This is a genomic window from Acinetobacter sp. UBA5984, assembly GCF_002429925.1.
GTDB lineage: Bacteria > Pseudomonadota > Gammaproteobacteria > Pseudomonadales > Moraxellaceae > Acinetobacter > Acinetobacter variabilis.
Window position 1 is genome coordinate 14034 of sequence record NZ_DJBE01000004.1, and the last position, 22074, is coordinate 36107.

The 22074-nt window shown below is 41.9% G+C and carries 22 protein-coding genes; 14 read left to right on the top strand and 8 right to left on the bottom strand.

Annotation, left to right across the window (positions count from 1 at the left end; genetic code table 11):
- The first annotated feature begins 68 nt into the window (after nucleotides 1-68).
- The 3 genes from ilvA to B3J29_RS00715 all read left to right on the top strand — a co-directional run bounded on the left by ilvA (nucleotide 69) and on the right by B3J29_RS00715 (nucleotide 3763).
- A complete protein-coding gene (gene ilvA, locus B3J29_RS00705; protein ID WP_286964184.1) occupies nucleotides 69-1607 on the top strand; it encodes a threonine ammonia-lyase, biosynthetic in 1539 nt (512 codons plus the stop codon).
- A 162-nt stretch (nucleotides 1608-1769) separates the two neighbouring features.
- A complete protein-coding gene (locus tag B3J29_RS00710; protein WP_286964186.1) occupies nucleotides 1770-2426 on the top strand; it encodes a potassium channel family protein in 657 nt (218 codons plus the stop codon).
- Nucleotides 2423-3763, top strand: a complete 1341-nt coding sequence (locus tag B3J29_RS00715) for a TrkH family potassium uptake protein (protein WP_286964188.1) — start codon at nucleotides 2423-2425, stop codon at nucleotides 3761-3763. The genes B3J29_RS00710 and B3J29_RS00715 overlap by 4 nt, the downstream gene beginning before the upstream one ends.
- A 63-nt stretch (nucleotides 3764-3826) precedes the next feature.
- On the opposite strand, the gene B3J29_RS00720 is transcribed toward B3J29_RS00715, so the two are convergent.
- From B3J29_RS00720 to B3J29_RS00730, 3 genes are all read right to left on the bottom strand, one after another.
- Nucleotides 3827-4969, bottom strand: a complete 1143-nt coding sequence (locus tag B3J29_RS00720) for a phospholipase A (protein ID WP_034702538.1) — start codon at nucleotides 4967-4969, stop codon at nucleotides 3827-3829.
- Nucleotides 4970-4991: 22 nt separating this feature from the next.
- On the bottom strand, nucleotides 4992-7931 hold the full coding sequence (locus B3J29_RS00725) for an insulinase family protein (protein ID WP_175967504.1): 2940 nt from the start codon (nucleotides 7929-7931) through the stop codon (nucleotides 4992-4994).
- A gap of 147 nt (nucleotides 7932-8078) precedes the next feature.
- Nucleotides 8079-8528, bottom strand: a complete 450-nt coding sequence (locus B3J29_RS00730) for a GNAT family N-acetyltransferase (RefSeq protein ID WP_175967502.1) — start codon at nucleotides 8526-8528, stop codon at nucleotides 8079-8081.
- 264 nt (nucleotides 8529-8792) lie between these two features.
- Between B3J29_RS00730 and B3J29_RS00735 the strand changes: the two genes are divergently transcribed.
- Genes B3J29_RS00735 through B3J29_RS00745 form a run of 3 tightly spaced genes read left to right on the top strand, consistent with a single transcriptional unit; the run spans nucleotide 8793 to nucleotide 10761 of the window.
- On the top strand, nucleotides 8793-9797 hold the full coding sequence (locus B3J29_RS00735; protein WP_286964191.1) for an adenosine kinase: 1005 nt from the start codon (nucleotides 8793-8795) through the stop codon (nucleotides 9795-9797).
- 14 nt (nucleotides 9798-9811) lie between these two features.
- Nucleotides 9812-10120 carry a Rieske (2Fe-2S) protein gene (locus B3J29_RS00740; RefSeq protein ID WP_373684488.1) on the top strand — a complete coding sequence of 103 codons (309 nt, stop codon included), beginning with the start codon at nucleotides 9812-9814 and terminating at the stop codon, nucleotides 10118-10120.
- 20 nt (nucleotides 10121-10140) lie between these two features.
- On the top strand, nucleotides 10141-10761 hold the full coding sequence (locus B3J29_RS00745; protein WP_005235372.1) for an OB-fold-containig protein: 621 nt from the start codon (nucleotides 10141-10143) through the stop codon (nucleotides 10759-10761).
- A gap of 58 nt (nucleotides 10762-10819) precedes the next feature.
- Here the strand turns inward: B3J29_RS00745 and B3J29_RS00750 are convergent, their stop codons facing one another.
- Complete coding sequence (locus tag B3J29_RS00750; RefSeq protein WP_004786041.1) at nucleotides 10820-11494, bottom strand: YidB family protein; 675 nt, start codon at nucleotides 11492-11494, stop codon at nucleotides 10820-10822.
- A gap of 113 nt (nucleotides 11495-11607) precedes the next feature.
- Entirely contained in the window at nucleotides 11608-12078 is a 471-nt protein-coding gene (locus tag B3J29_RS00755; RefSeq protein WP_175967498.1) for a DUF6231 family protein, read from the bottom strand.
- A gap of 35 nt (nucleotides 12079-12113) precedes the next feature.
- Between B3J29_RS00755 and B3J29_RS00760 the strand changes: the two genes are divergently transcribed.
- On the top strand, nucleotides 12114-12986 hold the full coding sequence (locus tag B3J29_RS00760) for a DUF2797 domain-containing protein (protein WP_175967497.1): 873 nt from the start codon (nucleotides 12114-12116) through the stop codon (nucleotides 12984-12986).
- Nucleotides 12987-13104: 118 nt separating this feature from the next.
- On the opposite strand, the gene B3J29_RS00765 is transcribed toward B3J29_RS00760, so the two are convergent.
- The 3 genes from B3J29_RS00765 to B3J29_RS00775 all read right to left on the bottom strand — a co-directional run bounded on the left by B3J29_RS00765 (nucleotide 13105) and on the right by B3J29_RS00775 (nucleotide 16010).
- Complete coding sequence (locus B3J29_RS00765) at nucleotides 13105-14970, bottom strand: SurA N-terminal domain-containing protein (RefSeq protein WP_175967495.1); 1866 nt, start codon at nucleotides 14968-14970, stop codon at nucleotides 13105-13107.
- Nucleotides 14971-15100: 130 nt separating this feature from the next.
- Nucleotides 15101-15373: an HU family DNA-binding protein gene (locus tag B3J29_RS00770; RefSeq protein WP_004786051.1), complete on the bottom strand. Its 273-nt coding sequence runs from the start codon at nucleotides 15371-15373 to the stop codon at nucleotides 15101-15103.
- 157 nt (nucleotides 15374-15530) lie between these two features.
- Entirely contained in the window at nucleotides 15531-16010 is a 480-nt protein-coding gene (locus tag B3J29_RS00775; RefSeq protein WP_175967493.1) for a phasin family protein, read from the bottom strand.
- 205 nt (nucleotides 16011-16215) lie between these two features.
- On the opposite strand from B3J29_RS00775, the gene B3J29_RS00780 reads away from it, so the two are divergent.
- The 7 genes from B3J29_RS00780 to hscA all read left to right on the top strand — a co-directional run bounded on the left by B3J29_RS00780 (nucleotide 16216) and on the right by hscA (nucleotide 22064).
- Nucleotides 16216-16866, top strand: a complete 651-nt coding sequence (locus B3J29_RS00780; protein ID WP_175967491.1) for a hypothetical protein — start codon at nucleotides 16216-16218, stop codon at nucleotides 16864-16866.
- Nucleotides 16867-16977: 111 nt separating this feature from the next.
- The gene (locus B3J29_RS00785; RefSeq protein ID WP_004786058.1) at nucleotides 16978-17451 is read left to right on the top strand and encodes an Rrf2 family transcriptional regulator; all 474 of its coding nucleotides are present in this window, start codon (nucleotides 16978-16980) and stop codon (nucleotides 17449-17451) included.
- A gap of 1 nt (nucleotide 17452) precedes the next feature.
- Nucleotides 17453-18670 carry an IscS subfamily cysteine desulfurase gene (locus B3J29_RS00790; RefSeq protein ID WP_175967490.1) on the top strand — a complete coding sequence of 406 codons (1218 nt, stop codon included), beginning with the start codon at nucleotides 17453-17455 and terminating at the stop codon, nucleotides 18668-18670.
- A gap of 104 nt (nucleotides 18671-18774) precedes the next feature.
- Nucleotides 18775-19161: a Fe-S cluster assembly scaffold IscU gene (gene iscU, locus B3J29_RS00795; protein WP_004786061.1), complete on the top strand. Its 387-nt coding sequence runs from the start codon at nucleotides 18775-18777 to the stop codon at nucleotides 19159-19161.
- Between the two features lie 36 nt (nucleotides 19162-19197).
- A complete protein-coding gene (gene iscA / locus B3J29_RS00800) occupies nucleotides 19198-19518 on the top strand; it encodes an iron-sulfur cluster assembly protein IscA (RefSeq protein ID WP_004786063.1) in 321 nt (106 codons plus the stop codon).
- Nucleotides 19519-19649: 131 nt separating this feature from the next.
- Complete coding sequence (hscB, locus tag B3J29_RS00805; protein ID WP_004786065.1) at nucleotides 19650-20165, top strand: Fe-S protein assembly co-chaperone HscB; 516 nt, start codon at nucleotides 19650-19652, stop codon at nucleotides 20163-20165.
- Between the two features lie 39 nt (nucleotides 20166-20204).
- Complete coding sequence (gene hscA, locus B3J29_RS00810; RefSeq protein ID WP_034170341.1) at nucleotides 20205-22064, top strand: Fe-S protein assembly chaperone HscA; 1860 nt, start codon at nucleotides 20205-20207, stop codon at nucleotides 22062-22064.
- The last annotated feature ends 10 nt before the right edge of the window (nucleotides 22065-22074 follow it).

Here is a 22074-nt window from a genome sequence, read left to right on the forward strand (position 1 = left end):
TTAAACCGCAAAGCCGCGTGGTTTGTTACAATAAGTGCTTATTTTAAACTGTTAGATGGAAAATTAACATGCTGTCTCGTTTGGTTCGACAAATTTTACAAGCAACTGTGTACGATGTTGCAATCGAAACCCCACTCGAAGCAGCGCCACGAATTAGCGAGCGCTTAAATAATAACATTCGCTTTAAACGTGAAGATTTACAACCGGTTTTTTCATTCAAGCTACGCGGTGCCTATAACCGTATTAGTCAATTACCGAAATCACAACTCGAACGTGGCGTTATCACAGCTTCAGCAGGCAACCATGCCCAAGGCGTGGCGCTGTCAGGGAAAAAGCTGGGGATTCGCGCGATTATTGTGATGCCAAAGACCACGCCCGACATTAAAGTCCAAGCGGTAAAACGTTTAGGCGGTGAAGTAGTATTACATGGCGATTCATTTGACGTTGCCAATAAATATGCCATTCAGCGTGCCCAAGAAGATGGCATGACTTTCATTCCGCCTTATGACGACGAACTGGTGATAGCAGGTCAAGGTACGATTGCCAATGAAATCCTGCGCCAATGGCGTGATGTAGAATATGTTTTTGTTGCAGTTGGCGGTGGCGGCCTGATCGCAGGTGTTGCAGCTTACTTAGGTGATGTTGCACCGCATGTCAAAGTGATTCCTGTAGAATATGAAGAATCTGCATGTTTAAAAGCCGCTTTTGATGCAAATGACCGCGTGATTCTGCCATCAGTCGGTTTATTTGCCGATGGTACTGCTGTGGCACAAATCGGTGAAAAACCATTTGACGTGATCCGTCTACAAAAATCAGACAATTCTGGCCCGATCGTAGAACCAGAAGTCGTACTGGTCAATACCGATGAAGTCTGTGCAGCAATTAAAGATACTTATGATGAATGCCGTAGCATCGTAGAACCGTCAGGTGCAATGGCATTGGCTGGTATCAAAAAATATGTAGCGGAACACGGCATTGAAGGCAAGAATATCGTATCGATTGTTTGCGGTGCGAACATGAACTTCGACCGTCTGCGCTATATTGCCGAACGCACCGAGCTGGGCGAACGCAAAGAGGCCATCTTTGCCGTAACCATTCCAGAAGAAAAAGGCTCATTCCTGAAATTCTGTCGCGCCCTTCAAGGCCGTAATATCACCGAGTTCAATTACCGCTCTAGTGATGCTTCTGCAGCTCAGGTCTTTGTCGGCATCAGCCTGAAAAATGGCGAGAAAGAACGTCAGGAAATCTATGAAAACCTGAAATTCGACTACGACATTGATGATCTGTCTGATGATGAAGTTGCAAAACTGCATATCCGTTACCTGATTGGCGGTCATGCCGATATTGAAAATGAGCGTCTGTTCCGCGTGGAATTCCCGGAACGTCCAGGTGCCCTGCTAATGTTCCTGGAACGCCTCGGCCCAACGCATAACATTACCCTGTTCCATTACCGTAACCATGGCGCTGCAGAAGGTCGTGTACTGGTCGGTCTGGAAGCAGAAGATGCACAGCAGAATCCAGATGGTTTGATCGAAACTTTGGAAAGCATCACTTATCCATATGAAGAAATCACCAATAACCTGGGTTATCAGCGTTTCTTGAAATAATTAGTTTGATATAAACCGCCTTTCGAGGCGGTTTTTTTATGTCCAGCTAAAAAAATGTATGAAGTATTTATGTAAGGCCAGATAGATGAAAACTATAAAAATCTTTAAGATACGTACTTAGACATGAACTGATTTGAAATAAAAAGATTTAGGGAAATATGCATGGCATTATTTGCAGTCATCGGGCTGGGCAGCTTCGGTGCAACAGTGGCGACTCAACTGATCAGCCTGAAACATGATGTGATTGGAATCGATATCGATAAAAAATATGTGGAAAATATTTCTGATCAGCTCACCCATGCGGTGATTGCCGATGCAACCGATGAGCATGTCCTTGATGAGCTGGATATCCAGCGCTGTGAAGCAGTCGTAGTCGCGATTGGTGAAGATATTGAAGCCAGCATTCTGTGTGTACTGCATCTAAAAAATATGGGGGTAAAGAAAATTTGGGCCAAAGCCAAATCCAAAGCCCACCATATGATTTTGACTCATCTGAATGTCGAAAAAATTATTCACCCAGAAGAAGATATGGGCGTTCGTGTGGCACAATCACTCAGCTACCCGATGGTTAGCCGTTATATGTCACTTGAAGATGATCACTATATTATCAAAATCGAGATTCATGCCGATCATCATGACACTCCCTTACACCAGTTAATGAGTCAGGTTTCCGAAATTAAAGTTCTCTTGCATAAACGCGGCACTGAAATACAACATATCGTAGATCTTGGACTATTACTTAAGGAAGGTGACACTCTGGTGGTCGAAGGATTGCTGGACCCTCTACGCCGTTTGTCCAAGCATTTTAAGGCCATATGAAAAGCTCAAATTTAAACCAGAACAGGATTGTCAATCTCAGTCCACCGAGTCTGCTGGCCTTAGGTTTTCTCGGGCTGATTTTTATTGGTTCTTTATTGCTGATGCTGCCCTTTGCCCATCAAACTGAAATCAGCTGGTTAGAAGCGATTTTTACAGCAACTTCTGCAGTGACGATTACCGGGCTATCTGTGGTCAATGTTGGTGAAGCTTATACACCTTTTGGGCAGGTCGTGATTATGTTCCTGCTGCAATGTGGTGGCCTCGGCTTTATGACCTTTGCCATACTCGCTTTCATGAGCCTGTCGCCTAAACTTGGCTTAAGACAGCAAGTGATGGCACAGGAATCTATTGGCCAGACCAGTTTGAAGAAAGTCAGTTTTACCATTAAAGCGGTATTCCTATATTCCCTGTTTTTTGAAGCGATTGGCACCCTGATTTTAACCTTGGCTTGGCTGGAAGATTATCCTTTTGGTGAAGCGCTGTTTTACGCAGCTTTCTATAGTGTTTCTGCGTTTAATAATGGCGGGTTTTCTCTTTTCCCAAATAGTTTAATGAGCTTTTCCGGCCAGTATTTCGTGACCTTCACGATCAGCATGCTCTATATCATTGGCGGGATCGGATTTCTGGTTCTGATGGATGTAAAACAGAAAAAAAGCTGGCGCAAGCTCAGTCCGAATAGCAAACTCATTCTAACGACGATTATGGGCCTTAACCTGAGCGCTTTTATTGTACTCTGGCTATTAGAGGCCTCTAATCCACAAACATTAGCGCTGATGAGCGTAGGTGATCAGGCGCTCAACGCCTGGTTTCATGCCACAGTTCCCCGCTCCTCGGGTTTTTATAGTCTGCCCATGGACCAGATGAGCGATGCCTCTAGTCTAGTCACCATTTTTTTAATGTTTATTGGTGGCGGCTCATTAAGTACGGCGGGCGGAATTAAAGTCGGCACCTTTATTATTGTGGTGATCAGCGTAATCAGTTTTCTACGCCGTGAAGATGAAATCCGCTTGTTCAATCATTCTATTTCTGAGAAAACTACTTTTAAAGCCTTAGCGGTTGTGTGTATTACTGCAAGTCTGGTCATGACCGGTTTTATGAGTTTACTCATTCTAGAACCCGATCATGATTTTTTAGATTTGCTGTTTGAGGCGGTTTCTGCCGCCTGTACAGTTGGATTAACACGTGGTGTCACTGGAGAATTGCAGCCAGCAAGTTTAATCATTCTGATGCTAATGATGTATGCGGGTCGTCTAGGACCTTTGACCCTTGCTTATTTAATTGCAACACCGAAAAAGAGCCGTCTTAAACATCCGCCTTCAGAAATTCAGATTGGTTAAGATTTAAATGAATACGCATAAGCAAAAAACCACGCCTAAGCGTGGTTTTTTACATGAAACAGATTAGTACCAGTTCATTAATGACACACCTAGACCCACATAGGTCGCACGGTGATTGTAATCAATCAGACTTTCACCATAACCATCAAAGAGCTGGAATTGACCGCGTAGACGCCCACTGATCGGAAATGACCAATCGAACTGTACTGCACCACGGTTATCATCACCACCTTTAAGTGTATGACGCAACATCAAAGAAAAATCGTGGGCATTATGACGATAAAACGCAGTTAAATCCCCACGTCCGATATAATTTTTAATCTCGGGATTATTGTCATCTGCACGATCTTCTTCAATACGATACCAAGGACGCAGCATCATGGCAAAGTTGTCTTTTTCAAAACCGAGATTCAGCATTACCCGGTTCCAGCTACGAGATAATGGATCGGAACGGCCATTTGATTGATGATTCAGGGTTAGTCCCAGCATGCGCCAGTTCAAACCAAACAGATCATAATTGGTACGGAAGATCAGGCTTGCTTCAGGCTCATAATTAGTTTCACGAAATGGTCGGGACTCTTCCGAGTTATATACCTGCCAGCGTGAAGACTGAGTATAGCCCAGCCAGAGATCCCCATTGTCACCCAAGATATTCTCAACCGCCTTGGTTTTTAAAGATAACTGGAATTTCCCCTCAATCGAGGTCAAATTCTGGTCTTCTTCAACGGTGTTATTTGGGTTTTCACTTTGCGGAAACTCGTTTTTCTTGGAAGTCCAGAATCCTGGCATCAGATAAATCGGCTGATAGGAACGGATATTCCAGGTACCCAGTTTACTTTCCGGCGACAGTTCCCAACGACTATCCAGCAAAGATAAAGCTGGAGTCAGCTTTGATCCTTCTGAAGCATAGATATTGGAAACGGTCTGTTCAATTTTCGCTTTGAGGTTATCGGGTTCGGGCGCAATTTCTATGGCTGCACGCCGTTCAGAAACAATCTCAGGCTTACTATCAGCCGGTATTTTAAATACCGCATCATAACAGGCCAAGCGTTCTGAATTAGTTTCAACCGCGGAGCAAGCCTCCGCCGTTGCCGGCATCGGACTACTCGCTACAGTTTTATCTTCCGCATTTACTTGCGTCCCAACTACACAGCCAAGCAAAACGCCCAGCTGCAAAGTTGAGCGCTTAATAGAATTAAGCGCCATCCTCTATCCTCATTGTTTTTATTTATTGAACTTGCTGAATTGTAAAGCCGAGTTGTTCTAAAGTTTCTCGTTTGGCAAATGGCGCAACCACCGCTTTTGAAGCTTGCTGTTCAACCAGATAAGTCTGTGCGACACGTTTCAAATCATCTAAAGTGACATGCAACAAACGTTCCCGAAGCTGTTTACGGAACGCTGGTGTACGTTGATGTAAATAGGCATAACAGGCGGTAATCGCTTCACCTGCTGGTGAACCCGGTTTGTCCATACTAGCAATTAAACCCAAGATGGCTTCTTCCAGCTGATGCGGTTGTTGAGGTGCGTTAAGTAACCATTGGATACTTGCATCAAAGTCCTGGAAAGTTTCTGCTAAGCGTGGATCGCGATAACTATAGAAGCGGAATGAACATGCATTGCCGTCATAGCTTGCGCCACCACCATAAGCACCGCCTTTTTCACGGATTGCGCTATGCAGATAACCATTACGCAAGTAGCCTGCCAATACCATCAAGGCAGCAGCATCAGGATGTGAAACTTCCACCGCAGGATAAGCTGCTGCACAGAACTGCACATTAGTCTGAATCAACCAGGCTTCATCATTGCTATGATTAACTTTTTCAACCTGAGTCAATTCTGCAGGTGCGGTATTCACTTCCAGTTTGTCCCACACGTTTTGAATTTCTTCAATCAGACGCTCAGACTGCTGTTCTTCACATACCAACAGGAATTGTTTTGGTGCTTGCAGCAAGACTGCATGAATGCGTTTTAATTCATCAATCATGGCGTCATAAGCTGCTGGCTCTTTTTCAGCCTGATTGACCAAGTTAATCAGCCAGTTCAAAGCACCCAGACCGGTATTATGATAATCACGCAAGGCTAGAGCGCTATGCTGACGTGATGCCACTTGCATCGCATAGCTATGACCCGAACCGGAAATACGTGATTGCCAGCGAGTTTTACGCTGTTGTAATAACTCAATAATACGGCCTTTTTCATCAAAGCGTAGCTGCTCAAAACCGATCTTTAACAGACGGATCGCATCCAGATGGCTAGCCAAAGATTTAGTCGTTAAAGTTAACCACGCACTGATCTTGTTTTTGTCATCCACTTTAGAACGCAATGAAGCGCCCATGCCCAGACCACCACTGACTGCTGTTTGCAGTTGCTGGAATTGCAGGTAATCATATTCACCCGCACCGACTTCACCCATTAAAATAGACAATAGGTTGAAATACGGTGATTGCACCACTTCATCTGGAATTTTCACCAATACCTGTTGGTAATAAATCCCATTAGTACCTGCATGATAAAGATTCAACGGCGTATCTACGCGGTTACAGATAATCTCACGCAACTGGCCTTGAACAATCTGCAATTCCGCAGGCACATCTTCCAGACCGACTTTAGGTAACAGATTCAAATCGTCTGGGGTATCTTGGCGGATCTTTAATGCTTCAGTTTGGGCATTGATCTCTGCTTTTTGCTCTTCAGTTAAAGCTTTACCAATTTCAGCCAGACGTGCTTTTTCTTCTTCCGCTTCTTTGGTAGATTTGCTTGCATCTGGAACTAAAGTCAGTTGAACACGGTGCGGGTTATCTAAAAGATGATCTTTAATCAGATTTGATAACCACATTGGATCCTGTAGCTCTTCTTTTACTGAAGCAATCGCAGAATCAACATCCCAGACTTCAACCGGATCACGATGATGAATTGCACTGCTTAAACCGCTCAAGATCAGGCTTAGACCATAAGGTGTACCATCACCATTGATTTCACGCTGATGCAGCTCAATCTGATGCAGGATCGCATCTACTGCCTGTTGATCAACAGGTTTAGATGCAACATCTTCCAGAACTTTGAAAACACCATTTTTGAATTCTTCAGCATGTTCAGGATTTGAACCTTGAACCGCACAGTAGAAAGTCATTTCAAAGTTGGAATCATCTACGCCCATGAATGGACCAGTTGACTGTGCATAACCACAGGTTTCCAAGTAATGACGTAGTGGAGATGCTGAATCTTCCAGCAAAATCCCTTCAACCAGACGCAAGCCTAAACGTAGCTTGATATCACTCGCCTCCGGCAATAACCATGACAATACGTGATAAGTCTTGTCCTTCAGATCCTCAGCATCAACTGCATAGGTTTCTGTTACATTGAGTGGCGCAGTTAAACGGGTTTCTGGCGTTGAATAAAGTGTTTCACCTTTTCCAAATTTAGACAGCGCCAGATTTTCAAACTGTTCCTGTAACTCAGCAGCAGACTTATTGCCAAAGGTCATAAATACAGCATTACTTGGATGGTAATGCGTTTTATAGAAGTTGACCAGCTCCTCATAAGTCAGGTCTGGAATATCTTTAGGATCGCCGCCTGAGTTGTAGTGATAAGTGGTGTCCGGGAATAAGTGATGCGCCAAAGTATGATAAAGCTGATCTGAAGGTGAGCTCATTGCCCCTTTCATTTCATTAAATACCACGCCTTTATATACCGGTTCGCCATTTTCCAGTTCAATACGGATACCTTCCTGAGCAAAATCCAGCGGATTCAGGTTCGCAGCGAAAGCCGCATCCATATACACTTCTAATAAGTTCTGGAAGTCTTTATCGTTTTGAGTTGCGAATGGATAAGCCGTCCAGTCTGCCGCTGTAAAGGCATTCATAAAAGTATTAAGCGAACGGCGAATCATCAGAAAGAACGGATCACGTACCGGGAATTTTTCTGAACCGCACAGTGCAGTATGTTCCAGAATGTGCGCTTCACCTTTTGAATCCATTGGCTGAGTGCGAAACGCAACCAGAAAAACATTTTCATCATGATTGGTCGCCAGATGATAATGGGTGGCGCCAGTCACTTTATGCTTATATTCAGACACTAAAATGTCTAAAGCTTCAACATGTTGTTGACGTACCAACTGAAACGCAGGATGTACAGTTTGAGAAATGGTTTCAGTGACATCTACAGTCATGCGATCTCCTAATGCTTAAATTAAAAAATTATTATTCGCATTATAGCTGTAGTTGTTTGAATTATTCACGCAGAAAACCGAGGATTTTGATCGAATTAAGTAAACCTGATCATCTGATTTTTAAATGATCAGGTCTGGCAATGATCTCTAGATCATATACTTGAAATAGTTATAACTCGGGTGATTTTCAACAAAGACGTAGTTCTGTTTCTGATAGAAACTGGCTGCCAGTTTGGTATCGGTCTGTAAACAAAGTGCTGAATAAAATGGGCGTGCCAATTGCTCCAGATAAGCCAGAAGCTGCTTACCTACACCATGTTGACGATATTTTGGATGCACATAGAAACGACGTACTCGGCCGATTCTTTCTTCAATGCCGTTATCACCCCATTGCTGGTTTAAGCCGCCACAGGCAATCAGCTTAATGCCATCATAGGCACAGGCCAGAAATTCATTATTTTGACTGAAACAGTTTTTTCCAGTGCGGTATTCTTCAATTAACTTATCAATCAGGTCATAACCTTCTTTACGCGCCAGTGTCGCTAGAGTGTCAATCTGATCAGGGAGTTGCTCGGCTGTTACAATCTTAATATCCATATACCCACACCACTGTTTTAGATGATTGTTCAAATGTCGCACCAGTATAACTGCTTGGTACTCTAATCTTATAAATAAAATCCAACCTTTAAATCAATGCCTGTACTCTCCACCGTTTAAAAATAAACCAATTCTTAGACCAAAGATTCAAGCTGAATAAGTTACAGTATTTTTTAAAGTATTCTGAAAATGTTTCAGTGAACTACAGCAAACCCGAGCAATCGTGTAAACTTAGCACTTTCATTTTTAATGTGATATTTGAATATGTCTACTGTTGACCTTTTTGCGATTGGCAATGCGCTGATTGACCAGGAATTTAAAGTTTCTGATGAGTTTTTAACTGCACATCACTTGCAAAAAGGCACCATGCAACTTGCGGATGGTGAAGCTCAGGCTACTCTGTATCAAAATTTAAAAGCAACTCAAACCTATAAAGGTCAGGCTTCAGGCGGTTCAGCAGCCAATACTACGGTTGCATTTGCAGCTTTGGGCGGCTCTGCATTCTATGCCTGCCGTGTCGGTAATGATGATCTGGGGCATATCTATCTGCATGGCTTAAATGAAGCTGGCATTAAAACTACAACCCAATCGATCAGCGAAGGTGTAACTGGCACCTGTATGGTTCTGGTCAGCCCAGATTCTGAACGTACCATGCATACCTATTTAGGTATTACTGCTGAACTCACAGATAAACAGATTGATTTCCAGCCATTAACAACCGCTAAATGGCTCTATATCGAAGGTTATCTGTCCACATCAGAAACAGCGCGTCAGGCCGTAAAACAGGCGCGTGAAATTGCCAAAGCCAATGGGGTTAAAATCGCATTTACTCTTTCTGACCCTGCCATGGTGCAATATGCCCGTGCCGGTCTAGATGAAATGATTGCAGATGGTGTAGATCTCTTATTCTGCAACCAGCAAGAAGCATTGATGTACACCGAAACAGATACCATCGAAGCAGCTTTGGCTAAACTCAAAGAATTAAGCCAATACGTTGTCATTACAATGTCAGCTGAGGGTGCGCTTATTTCTAATAATGGTGAAAGCTTTACTGTACCGGGCCGTGCTGTAACTGCAGTAGATGCCAATGGTGCTGGCGATGCTTTTGCGGGTGCTTTTTTATATGCACTTAACGCAGGTCTTGGCTTAAAAACAGCAGCAGAACTGGCAATTTTAGTGTCTAGCCAAGTGGTAGCGCAATTTGGTCCACGTCTGGCTGTTTCAGAATACGCAGCATTATTGAAAGATGTTCTTAAGGAATGTGCTTAATGTTTAAAATTTGCATGACTGACGATATTCCAGAGCGTGAAGCACGCTCTTTTGAACTTCCAAATGGGGATACAATTTTTATCACCCAGCGTGATGGTTCGTTTTATGCTTACCAGAATATTTGTCCACATTTACAGGTAGAACTGGAATTTCTGGAAAACCAGTTTCTGGACCGTGATCAGGAGTTTATTGAATGCTCTACTCATGGTGCGCTGTTCGTAGTAGAAAGCGGTGAATGTATTTCTGGACCTTGCCAAGGTCAATCACTTGAAAAAGTTGATATTACCGTGCATTCTGATGGCGGAATTTATCTTTCAGAATAATAGCTAAAACGGATTTTGCCATGCCTGAGTTTTTACTTGACTATAACCTGATGCCATTTCATCTCAGTTTATTGTTCATCATTCTGCTTGGTATGGCAAAAACAGTTGCCTTCTATTTTAAGCTTAAACCCAGTCAACTCCTGAAACGCATTTCCCCATATGACTTTCAGAATGTTGAATGGCTAAATGTTAAATTTTCCAAAACCCTGATTGTTTTTTTCTTCTTGATGAATTTTAGCTTTGCCGGCTATTTGCTTCAGTTTCTGATCTATTCACAGGAATATCATTTCTTACCAGCCTATTACATCATTCTACCGGCATTGATCATTGCGATTTTCTTTACCGTATTTATGATTCATTGTCTGGATCAGGTCATTCCACCTAAATATAAAAAGAATGATGTAAACCTGTTAGGCCGTTTAGCCACAATTTCGAGCGGTAATGCCCGACCCGGGTTTTCTGCCCAAGCGCGAGTTCGGGATGAGTATGGTCAGTTACACTATGTTCAGGTCGAACCTGAATTTGGCGAACTGGAATTTCAGTCTCAGATTATTTTAATCCGTCTTAGAAAATCGCATTATGTGGCCAAGAAGATCTGTAAATCCAACCGACTCTTTAGCTTGAATCTGGAAGAAGCTTAAAGAATTCAATAGAAAAAATCCCGGCTAAAAGTCGGGATTTTTTATTGGATAGATAGATTTATTTTTTAAACAAGCCTGAGACCATATTCAATACATTCTGAATATCATTATTGGCTTCCTGCTTGCTGGTTTGCTCACCTTGTGGTGTCAGTGAATCAATAATCTGCGGCAAGACCTGAGAAATGGCGCTATAGACATCCTGTTTAGGCACATGGGTCTGTTCTGCGACCTGTTCTACTTCCTGGTCATCAAACAGGTTTTGTACCTGCTGCGGATCAACATTGGCATTTTCACCCGGGCCAGTAGAGACCCAGTCATCGACCTGGCTATTTAAACCTTGTCCTTTGAGTTTGTCCAAGGCTCCTTGCAAACCGCCCTGTTTCTGAATCCAGGCCAAGACCAGAGGCAAGACAGCAATCAATAAAGTCTTTGTCGTTGAACTGCCACCCAGTCCAGAACTCGGTCGAGCGGAAGATTGGCTCCCACCTCCGAGCTGACTGAGTACAGAACCTAAAATTGCACCTAGACCATTTTGCTTGTTTTGCTGTTGTGAGTTTTGATGCTGCTGATTTGGATTCTGGTTTTGCTGACTGGCATTATTGATATGACCCAATACTGATCCAAGAATATCTGCCAATCCCCCTTGCTGGGATGAACGCTGCTGGGATTGCGACTGGTTATTTCCCAAGGCTTGCTTGGCCAGCATTTCCACAATACTACTAAGATTGGTCATAACTCATTCCTGTATACGGCTTCTCTACAGAATAGAGTCTTGGCTCCTATTTTCCATGCAGGATTTTGTTAATATTTGCAATACTGATATAAGACCTTATCAGCCCTCCAGTTTTACCAGCGATATTTATCCCAGTTTTCAGGGTTAGCCCAGAATTTAGAGTTAAACCAATCCGGCACATGTTTATAAGTCAAAATATTGAATTGCCAGAGTGCAAAATCTGTCCCATGAACCGTCTTGTCAATCAACTGGGTCAAACCTAGAGACCTGAGCAGTTTCTCATCCTGCAAGCGACTCACCACCACCAGACGTTTTGCAAATAAATCACGCATTTTAACCAGAATTTGACTCTTCTGCTGTTCTGACAATGCTAAGGTTTCAGGAGTATCCAGCATCACTACTGCCAGGTCATAACGCTGTTGAAAAGGCAGATTTAAAACCTCAGATACGTTAAAATAGTGCCATTGAATAGATTGCTGAAATTGAGATTGGGTTAAATCCTGCCCGATACAAATAGCAGTATGAATTGGCTGTTCCTTAGCGAAATCGTCTAGCATTGAAGTGATGACATTCTGTTCAGCCATGACTGCATCCTTATGATTTAAGTGAGTAATTTTTTATGGAACTTCAGGGCATTTGCCATAAAATGCACGTCGGTCTTATAGAGCTTAGTGTAACTGATCAAAATACCCAGCGGGCAAATGTTGAATATAAATTAATATTAGATGGATCAGAAATTAACCTTCCATTCCAGTTAGGTCAGGAAATCGAGATTGAATGGACAGGAAATATCTATTGTGTTTCTTGCGGCAAAAAAACTTCTAAATCATTCTCACAAGGCCACTGTTTTAAATGTTTTAAAACTAAAGCTTCATGTGATATGTGCATCATGAAACCGGAAACCTGCCATTATCATTTAGGTACCTGCCGGGAAGATGAATTTGCACAGAATGTCTGCTTCCAGCCACATATTGTTTATCTGGCCAATTCCAGTGCATTGAAAGTCGGAATTACCCGTATCAATCAAATGCCGACTCGTTGGCTGGATCAAGGTGCGACTCAGGCGCTTCCTATCATGAAAGTAGGTTCTCGCCGGCTTTCCGGTAAACTGGAAGTGATGTTTGGTACTCAGGTCGCAGATAAAACTGACTGGCGTAAATTACTCAAAGGCGAAGCGGAACCTTTAAATCTGATTGAGGTTCGCGATCAGCTGATTGAAGAATTTGCACCAAAAATCCAAACCATTCGTGAAGAGTTTAATCAGAATCTACAGTTTAATGAGAATATTGAAGTACTGGACAAGGAATTACCGCGTGAGTTCATTTATCCGGTAGAGCAATATCCAGACAAAATCAAATCTCACAATCTGGACAAAACTCCAGTGATCCGAGGCAAATTACAAGGAATTAAAGGTCAATATCTGATTCTAGATACTGGCGTGATTAATATCCGAAAATATACAGGTTATGAGCTGATTTTTAGAGCGGAATAAAATAGCCGGATTTTAAAAGAAAGCTATATGCTCTCTTTTTTATTTTCGATATGATTTATTTCACTACTCAGAATAATAAAAAAAACCAGCCCTCAGGCTGGTTTTTTACAATCGAATCTTATTTGATTTTTGCGTGAGATTTTAAGTAACGCGTATAGTCATCAAATTCTTGTTGACCACGAAGCTGTTGATATAATTTCACCAGTTCACTACGTTGCTCTGCACTTAAAACATCGATCGGATTTTTCTTCACTTCAGAAACTGCCACAACAACCAATTCATTTGGCATATTTGCTGTCGTTACTGACCAGTGACCTGCTTTAGGCGCTGGTACGCTAAATGCTGCACGTTGTACATCACGCTTAAGCAGACCTTCTGCGCGTGTATAGATGCCTGCATCTTCAAATACCAGTTTACCTTTCGCAACTGATGCTGCAGGCTTGGTTTTAAACTCATTTAATGCAGTTTGCACTTCAGCTTTAGCCGCAGCAAATGCTTTATCTTGAATCAGTTTCGCTTTTACTGCTGGTTTAGCTTCTGCCAGTGTCTGCTCACCCGCTGCATGATAATTGCGAACTTTTACCCAAGCCACATCACCATTGGCTAACTGAATGCTTGACGATGCATTACGGTCGCCATTTTTCACGTCATCATTAAATAGTTTAACTTTGACAGCCGCATTACTTAGCAATGGATCACGTGTCGCAAGGGTCACACCATTTGCTTTCTGAACCTGAACACCCTTCACTTCCTGAGCAACAACATCCAGCGAGTCCGCACTTACGACCATGTCATTCAGACTGTTTACCGTATCAGAGAATGCATTAGATTTTTTTGCTGCCAATACTTCTTCAGATAAACGTGCTTTTTGAGATTCAAAAGATGGAACTGCCACGTCAGGCAATTGGACTGAAATAATATGGTAGCCATAATCTGTTTTAACAGGCGCTGAAACTTGACCAGATTTTAAAGATGCAACAGTCTGATCAAAAGTAGTACCGAACACGCCTTTTTCATACACAGCAATAGCACCGCCTTTAGATTTAGATTCAGGATCTTCAGAGTATTGAGCTGCTGCTTGTGTAAAAGTGGTACCGGCTTTGATTTTAGCTGCAATTTCGCTTGCCAGTTTTTTGGCTTCAGCATCGCTACGACTATCAGCAGTCACCAGAATATGTTTAACCTCTGGTTTCACATTCTGCTTCTGGTCAGCCACAAATTTATTATAGGCTTCCTGCAATTCTGCATCAGTAACCGCTACATTGGCAGTATCAATATTGCTCGCCTTGATCACCACATAATCCACATCAACGCTAGTTGGTTGCTTGAACTGGGATTTGTGCTTTTCATAATATGCTGCAATATCAGCTTCTGATACTTTTACTGCTTTTTTATAGCTGTCCAGATTCACGCTAGCGATATGAATATGACGCTGTTCAGTTTGCAGATCTGCAATTTGCTGCATTTCTACCGGACTGACCAGTGGATAATCCATAAAAGTAGAAGACAGCATTTTCAGTGCATGGTCTTTACGTAAACTTTCTACTAAAGCATTGTTTGTCATGCCAATTGATTTCAGATAATTTTCATATAAAGCATTAGAAAATTTGCCATTCTCCTGAAAAGAAGGCTGCTGTGAAATCATTTGTGCGATCTGCTGGTCACTCAGGCTAATTCCCAGTTTTTCTGCTTGTTGCAAAAGCAAGGTACGCGCAACCAGGGTATCCATCGCTTTTTGATCGATGAAGCTTTGATTTAATAAGGTTTCATCACCATTAGCATAACTTAAGTATTGTTGTTTGAATGATTTTGTCAGTGACTCTAATTCTTGTTTAGAGATATCAGTTCCATTGACTGATTTTGCTGCATCAGAATTTCCGCCGCTAAAATATCCTTCAATACCTACAAGCGCTAAAGGGGTTAAAAACAGAACGAGCAAGACCTTGCCCAACCAACCCTTAATAACTTTACGAAAAGATTCCATAAGTATTCCAATATTTTATTTGCAGAGGATTTTAACCGAAAAAACCCATTGAATGAATGTGTTAATCAAAACAATTAAATCTATCAATAAAAAACGCGCCAAAGAAGGCGCGTTTTAGGATTGAAGCAGCTTAAGCAACAGCGTCTTTTAAGCCTTTACCTGCTTTGAAGCTAGGTACTTTGCTTGCTTTAATTTCAAGAGTAGCACCAGTTTGTGGATTACGGCCAGTACGTGCAGCACGCTCTTTAACGCCGAAAGTACCGAAACCAACTAGAGTTACTGTATCACCCGCTTTTAAAGCTTCAGTAACAGAAGCAATTGTAGCATCTAAAGCTTTACCTGCGTCAGCCTTAGATAATCCCCCTTTCTCTGCAATTGCATCAATTAATTCTGATTTATTCATGAAAACTACGTCCTCTTAATATCGTTTATTTAAGGTCCAAGAATTTGTTTAAACTACCATAACGCCTTTATAGCAATGCTTTAGGTATAAACGCAATACTTATAAACCTCTTTTTTTTCAAAATATATGCGAAAAAAACATTGAATTATGAAGAAAGTCATTTTGTGTGTATTTTTTCCGATAATTCTTTCTGTATTTTTTCTTGCTGCAAGGTCAATTCATCAACCTTGGCATGCAACTGAAGAATTAAACGCTCCAGATGTTGTACATCCTTCAGTGTGACTAATCCTATACGATTCAAGGAATGATGAACAGAGTTGTCGACCAATTTTTCAACCTTATCTTTGGTATCTGTCACAGATTCACGTGCTTTTTCGGAGACTTTTTCCACAGTTTGATCTGCAATATCGACTGTTTTGGATTCCAGCTCTTCTCCGACCTTGACCAGCGAGTCAAACAGTTTATTGCCTTCTTCCTCCGCCCGGGAAAATGCCCCAAGGCCAGCTAACCAGATCTGCTTGGTATATTTGCGAAAGTCCAGCATCGAACGTCGCTCGGAAGCAGACTTTGATTTACTCTTCACTGGTCTTTCAATCAATTCCTGATCTGTATCTTGTGTCGTTTTTGTTTTATCCATGTACACGACTCCTGCTTATTCTCTATGCAAATATCATAAAATTATCTACAAAATCACCGCATAATAGCAAATTTAGGGCTTGATAGATTTGCTAAACTGTTCTACAAAGCACTTTATTTCAAGTCTAATTTGATTTAACCCTGAAATCTTTTACTCAGCAGGATGCTTTTTCATTTTAATTTTCAGGTAAGGATTGGTTGTATATATGAGTGAATCGCAACAAAGTCAAAATCAACCACATTTGTTGCTTACGATGACTTTGATCGTTTTAGAAACAATATTCACGTTCATTCTCAAACATGACCGTGTTGTTGCACTTCAGGCGAAGAAGTTTGTAGATGAGAATATTACAATAAAAATCAATAGTTATATTCCATATTTTGATTTCTATATTCAGTTTACCAAAGACGGGCTGTTATTTGATTATAAAGCACCAAGCAGAGTTATTGATCTGGATGTTCGCACCACTTTAATGGATCTGATTAAAATTTTTATCTTTGGCAATCGCAGAAGCATTCGTGCGATGCGTATTGACGGAAATCAAGTTTTAAAAGACGAGTTCCGTGATTTACTGACTTTATTTGCCTTACCTAAAGTATTGTCCGACTGGAAACACTGGTTATCTGAACCACCAGCAGATGAGACCGATATTCGTTCATCAAGAAAACGTATTGCGCCTTTATTAAAGAAAATTGAAGATCAACGTTCTAAAATTAATAGCCTGCAAGTTGAAGTTAAACAGTATCGCAACCGCATTAAACGTATGGAACGCCGTCAAAAGCAGATCAATATGGCCTTTAGTATAATCACAGTACTTTTGATTGCGTTATTAGTGTATAATTGGATCAGCGCGTAATTCTTTCAATTTCAGAAAATTAAATACGCTCGCCATTCACAAAAATAACTTGACTAATTTAGTCGGGATTCATAAAATCTACACATCTAGTCTAACCATGTGTATCGAATCATGCGCCTAACCACTCGCGGTCGCTACGCAGTGACTGCTCTACTTGATTTAGCTTTGCAGCCATCTGAACAAACGATCACGCTTGCTGAAATTGCAGCACGTCAAACCATTTCTGTTGCCTATCTCGAGCAGTTATTTGCGAAACTAAAACGTCATGGTCTAGTTTCGAGTGTTCGCGGTGCCAATGGTGGATACCATTTAGCACGCAGCGCAGATGAAATTACTGTGTTAGCAATTATTGAAGCTGTAAACGAAACAGTTGATGCGACTCGCTGTGACCATAAAGGCAACTGCCAAAATGGCGCGATGTGCTTGACTCATGATTTATGGCAAGAACTCTCCCATCACATTGCCGATTATCTCGCAAAAATCACCCTTGCTGACCTTGTAGCCCGTGACAACGTACAAACCGTGTCATTACGCCAAAATTCAGCAAACATTGATTCAGCCCTTTTATCGGTTACAGGTATTTGACATGAAACGTCCGATTTATCTTGACTATGCAGCAACAACTCCGGTAGATCCTCAAGTTGCAGAACGTATGATGGAATGCTTAACTTTCGAAGGCACCTTCGGTAATGCAGCATCTCGTTCACATGCTTATGGTTGGCAAGCGGAAGAAAAAGTTGAATACGCCCGTGAACAAGTGGCGAATTTAGTAAAAGCTGATCCGCGTGAAATCGTATGGACTTCAGGTGCAACAGAATCTGACAACCTTGCATTGAAAGGTGTGGCTCAGTTCTATGCTTCTAAAGGCAAACACATCATTACTTCTAAAATTGAACATAAAGCAATTTTGGATACATGTCGTGAGCTAGAGTCTGAAGGTTTTGAGATTACTTATCTTGAGCCGCAACCAAAAACTGGCTTAATTACTCCAGAAATGGTTGAAGCAGCGATTCGTCCAGACACCATTCTTGTTTCCCTGATGATGGTAAACAACGAAATCGGCACGACAACTGATGTTGCTGCGATTGGTGAAATCACCCGTGCGAAAAAGATTTTCTTCCACGTCGATGCTGCACAGGCTGCGGGTAAAGTTGAAATTGATCTTTCTCAATTGAAAGTCGATTTGATGAGCTTCTCTGCACATAAAATCTATGGTCCTAAAGGTATTGGTGCCCTGTTCGTACGTCGTTCACCACGTGTACGTCTAAAAGCACAAATGCATGGTGGCGGTCATGAACGTGGTATGCGTTCAGGTACTCTTGCAACTCACCAGATCGTTGGTATGGGTGAAGCATTTGAACTTGCAGGCAAAAATTTACAATCTGAACAAACTCGTTTACGTGTACTTCGTGACAAGCTTTGGAATGGCTTACAAGATCTTGAACAGGTATTCCTGAACGGCCACCCAACTCAAAACGTTGCAAACTACTTAAACGTAAGTTTCAACTTTGTTGAAGGTGAATCATTGATGATGGCACTGAAAGATGCAGCGGTATCTTCAGGTTCAGCATGTACATCTGCAACACTTGAACCATCTTATGTACTTCGTGCATTAGGTCTTTCTGATGAGCTTGCACACAGTTCGATCCGCTTCAGCTTTGGTAAGTACACCACTGAAGAAGATATCGATCACGTTTTAAATATCACTAAAGCTGCTGTTGAGAAATTACGTGAACTTTCTCCGCTTTGGGATATGTACAAAGAAGGTATCGACCTTTCTACAGTTGAATGGGCTGAGCACTAATTTTTGACTCTGAGATAGCTGCATTTATACCGCTATCTTATTGATAAAAAATTTTTAATCCCCATATTTATATTAAGGCTGACCCCGAGTTTTGGAGAAGCAACATGGCTTATAGCGAAAAAGTAATTGATCATTACGAAAACCCACGTAACGTTGGTGTTTTAGACAAAAATGCAGAAAACGTTGGTACTGGTATGGTCGGTGCACCTGCTTGTGGCGACGTAATGCGTTTACAGATCCAGGTTAATGATGAAGGCGTGATTGAAGAAGCACGTTTTAAAACTTATGGTTGCGGTTCTGCAATTGCATCAAGTTCATTAGTGACTGAATGGTTAAAAGGTAAAACCTTAGACCAGGCACAAGCGATCAAAAACATTGATATCGCAAATGAATTGGCTCTTCCACCAGTAAAAGTACACTGCTCTGTATTGGCTGAAGATGCAATTAAAGCGGCTGTTGAAGACTACCGTAACAAGAAGTCTAAAGCTTAATCATTCGTTTTTTGAAGAAAGATTCACGGAGTTTTCATGATCCACTTAACTGAAAATGCAGCAACTCATATCAGCAATTACCTCAAAAGTCGCGGTAAGGGTGAAGGCATTCGTGTTGGTGTGAAAACTTCAGGCTGTTCTGGTCTTGCTTATGTTCTTGAGTTTGTTGACGAAGTCGATACTCATGACCAAGTCTTTGAACAGTTTGGTGTTAAAGTTTTCGTAGACCCAAAAAGTCTGGTTTATCTCGAAGGTCTAGAAATGGACTACGTGAAAAACGGCTTGAACGAAGGCTTCGAATTTAATAACCCAAATAAAAAAGGCGAATGTGGTTGTGGTGAGTCATTCACTGTCTGATTGCAACAATAATTCTCTTTTTTCAGCATTAAAACAGTGTGAAATACACTGTTTTAATTGCATTTAGGCAGTTATTTTAATTGTCATCAAGCTTAATCATTTTTGCATATTAATCGCGGACTCTATCTCCCATGAATCATTTTGAGTTGTTCAATCTTCCTGTAGCACTCGATATTGATTTAGCCACTTTAAAAGCAGAATTTTTAAAGTTGCAGCAACAATATCACCCCGATAAAGCTGAAGATAAAGATCAGGCTTTGATTAAATCAAGCGAGATCAACCAAGCATTCAAGGCTTTGTCAGCGGTTGATAGCCGTGCAGCTTATTTACTGTCTTTAAAAAAACAGGACTATCATCTGGATCAGTCTATTAGCGATTTTGAATTTCTTCAGGATGCGCTGGAAATTCGCGAGCAATTAGATGAAGCCTCATCTGCTGAAGATCTTTCTTCTCTGAAAGTTGAAGTTCAGCAATGGATTGATGGTCTGGTTCGTGAGTTCAAAATCGACTATGAAGATGAAGACTGGGGTGAAGCTCGCGATACCGTGCGTAAACTGCGTTTCTTTGTTAAAGTCATGGCGGACATCGACAAAGCGGAAGACCGTTTCCTGGATGATGACAGCTTTGATCTTGATGATGAATTTTAATTTTTCTATTTAATTTTAACGTGCAAAGGATGTAACACTATGGCTCTCTTGCAGATTGCAGAACCAGGTCAATCAAGTGCACCACATGAACACCGCATTGCGATTGGTATCGATTTAGGCACCACCCACTCTTTGGTTGCCACGGTTCTTTCAGGTCAAGCCAAAGTACTCAAAGATGAACAAGGTCGTGTGTTACTTCCTTCTATCGTTCATTATGCAGCACAAAGCACTGAATATGGCGATGATGCCAAACCTTTTATTACCACCGATCCTAAAAATACGATTGTATCCGTAAAACGTTTTATGGGTCGCTCCCAAGCAGATATTAAATTCCAGCATCCTTATGCCTTGGTGGGCGAAGCGAATGAAATGCCGGCATTTGAAACTGCGCAAGGCCGTAAAACGCCAGTTGAGATTTCTGCGGAAATTTTAAAGCAGCTTAAAGAACGTGCTGAAGCCAGCTTAAAAAATGAGATTAATGGTACCGTGATTACGGTTCCTGCATATTTCGATGAAGCACAGCGTCAGGCAACACGCGATGCTGCGCAACTGGCTGGTTTAAACGTTCTGCGTTTACTGAATGAACCAACGGCTGCTGCGGTAGCTTATGGATTGGATCAGGAAACCAACTTGAGCACAGATCGCAACTATGTGATTTATGACCTGGGTGGCGGTACCTTTGACGTTTCAATTCTGCGTTTCTCTCAAGGTGTGTTCGAAGTATTAGCGACTGGCGGCCATACTGCCCTGGGTGGTGATGACCTGGATCGTCTGATTTTAAAATGGGCTAAAAAACAGCTTAATATCGAAACCCTAGATGATGCTGAATATGCGCATTTCATTACTGCTGCGCGTAAAGCTAAAGAAGCATTATCTGATGCTGACTCAGTTGAATTAAAGCTGCTTGACCAAAGCCTGACTTTAGATCGTCCAACCTTTGAAGAAATCATCAAGGTTGCCTTGGATAAAACCATCAGTGTATGTAAGCGTGTCATGCGTGATGCCAAACTGGAACTGGATGATATTCAAAACGTGGTTCTGGTAGGTGGTTCTACCCGCTCCTATGCCGTTCAGAAAGCAGTGCGTGAAGTGTTCAACCAAGAACCTCTATGTACCATCAATCCAGATGAAGTAGTTGCAATTGGTGCCTCGATTACTGCGAATCAATTGATTGGTAATTCAACCGACGGTTCATTATTATTAGACGTAACACCATTGTCTCTGGGTCTTGAAACCATGGGTGGTCTGGTAGAACGTCTGATTTCACGTAATACTGCGATTCCTGTGGCACGCCGTCAAGAATTTACCACCTATCAAGATGGTCAGACCGCGATGTTGATCCATGTAGTTCAAGGTGAACGTGATCTGGTAGAACATTGTCGTAGCTTAGGCCGTTTTGTACTGCATGGTATTCCTCCAATGACTGCAGGTCAAGCACGCATTGAAGTGACTTTCCAAGTGGATGCAGATGGCCTGTTAACCGTTTCTGCCAAAGAAATGACTTCAGGTGTGACTGCACAAATCGATATCAAACCATCTTATGGTCTGTCGAGTGAAGATACTGAACGTCTGCTGTTAGAAGGTTATCAGTTTGCTGAAGAAGATAAAAATCTTCGTCATCTGCAGGAAACCAAGGTGGAAGCACAACGTGAACTTGAAGCACTGGTTCAGGCACTGAAAGTAGATGCTCAATTGATGAATGAACAGCAATTGGCAGAACTGACTGTTGCGCAAGCACGACTTGAGTCCGAGCTACAAGGTACAGATATCAAAGCCATTGAATCTGCAGTAGAACAGCTTAAAATACATAGTGATGCATTTGCTGCTCTGCGCATGAATCAACATATTGATGCTGCCCTTAAAGGCACTAAACTCGACGATTGGTCAAACTCAAACTAATTTAAGGTAA

Bases quoted from the DNA above. Each gene is read 5' to 3' on its own strand.
- ilvA (WP_286964184.1), top strand. From the start codon at position 69: ATGCTGTCTCGTTTGGTTCGACAAATTTTACAAGCAACTGTGTACGAT.
- B3J29_RS00710 (WP_286964186.1), top strand. From the start codon at position 1,770: ATGGCATTATTTGCAGTCATCGGGCTGGGCAGCTTCGGTGCAACAGTG.
- B3J29_RS00715 (WP_286964188.1), top strand. From the start codon at position 2,423: ATGAAAAGCTCAAATTTAAACCAGAACAGGATTGTCAATCTCAGTCCA.
- B3J29_RS00720 (WP_034702538.1), bottom strand. From the start codon at position 4,969: ATGGCGCTTAATTCTATTAAGCGCTCAACTTTGCAGCTGGGCGTTTTG.
- B3J29_RS00725 (WP_175967504.1), bottom strand. From the start codon at position 7,931: ATGACTGTAGATGTCACTGAAACCATTTCTCAAACTGTACATCCTGCG.
- B3J29_RS00730 (WP_175967502.1), bottom strand. From the start codon at position 8,528: ATGGATATTAAGATTGTAACAGCCGAGCAACTCCCTGATCAGATTGAC.
- B3J29_RS00735 (WP_286964191.1), top strand. From the start codon at position 8,793: ATGTCTACTGTTGACCTTTTTGCGATTGGCAATGCGCTGATTGACCAG.
- B3J29_RS00740 (WP_373684488.1), top strand. From the start codon at position 9,812: ATGACTGACGATATTCCAGAGCGTGAAGCACGCTCTTTTGAACTTCCA.
- B3J29_RS00745 (WP_005235372.1), top strand. From the start codon at position 10,141: ATGCCTGAGTTTTTACTTGACTATAACCTGATGCCATTTCATCTCAGT.
- B3J29_RS00750 (WP_004786041.1), bottom strand. From the start codon at position 11,494: ATGACCAATCTTAGTAGTATTGTGGAAATGCTGGCCAAGCAAGCCTTG.
- B3J29_RS00755 (WP_175967498.1), bottom strand. From the start codon at position 12,078: ATGGCTGAACAGAATGTCATCACTTCAATGCTAGACGATTTCGCTAAG.
- B3J29_RS00760 (WP_175967497.1), top strand. From the start codon at position 12,114: ATGGAACTTCAGGGCATTTGCCATAAAATGCACGTCGGTCTTATAGAG.
- B3J29_RS00765 (WP_175967495.1), bottom strand. From the start codon at position 14,970: ATGGAATCTTTTCGTAAAGTTATTAAGGGTTGGTTGGGCAAGGTCTTG.
- B3J29_RS00770 (WP_004786051.1), bottom strand. From the start codon at position 15,373: ATGAATAAATCAGAATTAATTGATGCAATTGCAGAGAAAGGGGGATTA.
- B3J29_RS00775 (WP_175967493.1), bottom strand. From the start codon at position 16,010: ATGGATAAAACAAAAACGACACAAGATACAGATCAGGAATTGATTGAA.
- B3J29_RS00780 (WP_175967491.1), top strand. From the start codon at position 16,216: ATGAGTGAATCGCAACAAAGTCAAAATCAACCACATTTGTTGCTTACG.
- B3J29_RS00785 (WP_004786058.1), top strand. From the start codon at position 16,978: ATGCGCCTAACCACTCGCGGTCGCTACGCAGTGACTGCTCTACTTGAT.
- B3J29_RS00790 (WP_175967490.1), top strand. From the start codon at position 17,453: ATGAAACGTCCGATTTATCTTGACTATGCAGCAACAACTCCGGTAGAT.
- iscU (WP_004786061.1), top strand. From the start codon at position 18,775: ATGGCTTATAGCGAAAAAGTAATTGATCATTACGAAAACCCACGTAAC.
- iscA (WP_004786063.1), top strand. From the start codon at position 19,198: ATGATCCACTTAACTGAAAATGCAGCAACTCATATCAGCAATTACCTC.
- hscB (WP_004786065.1), top strand. From the start codon at position 19,650: ATGAATCATTTTGAGTTGTTCAATCTTCCTGTAGCACTCGATATTGAT.
- hscA (WP_034170341.1), top strand. From the start codon at position 20,205: ATGGCTCTCTTGCAGATTGCAGAACCAGGTCAATCAAGTGCACCACAT.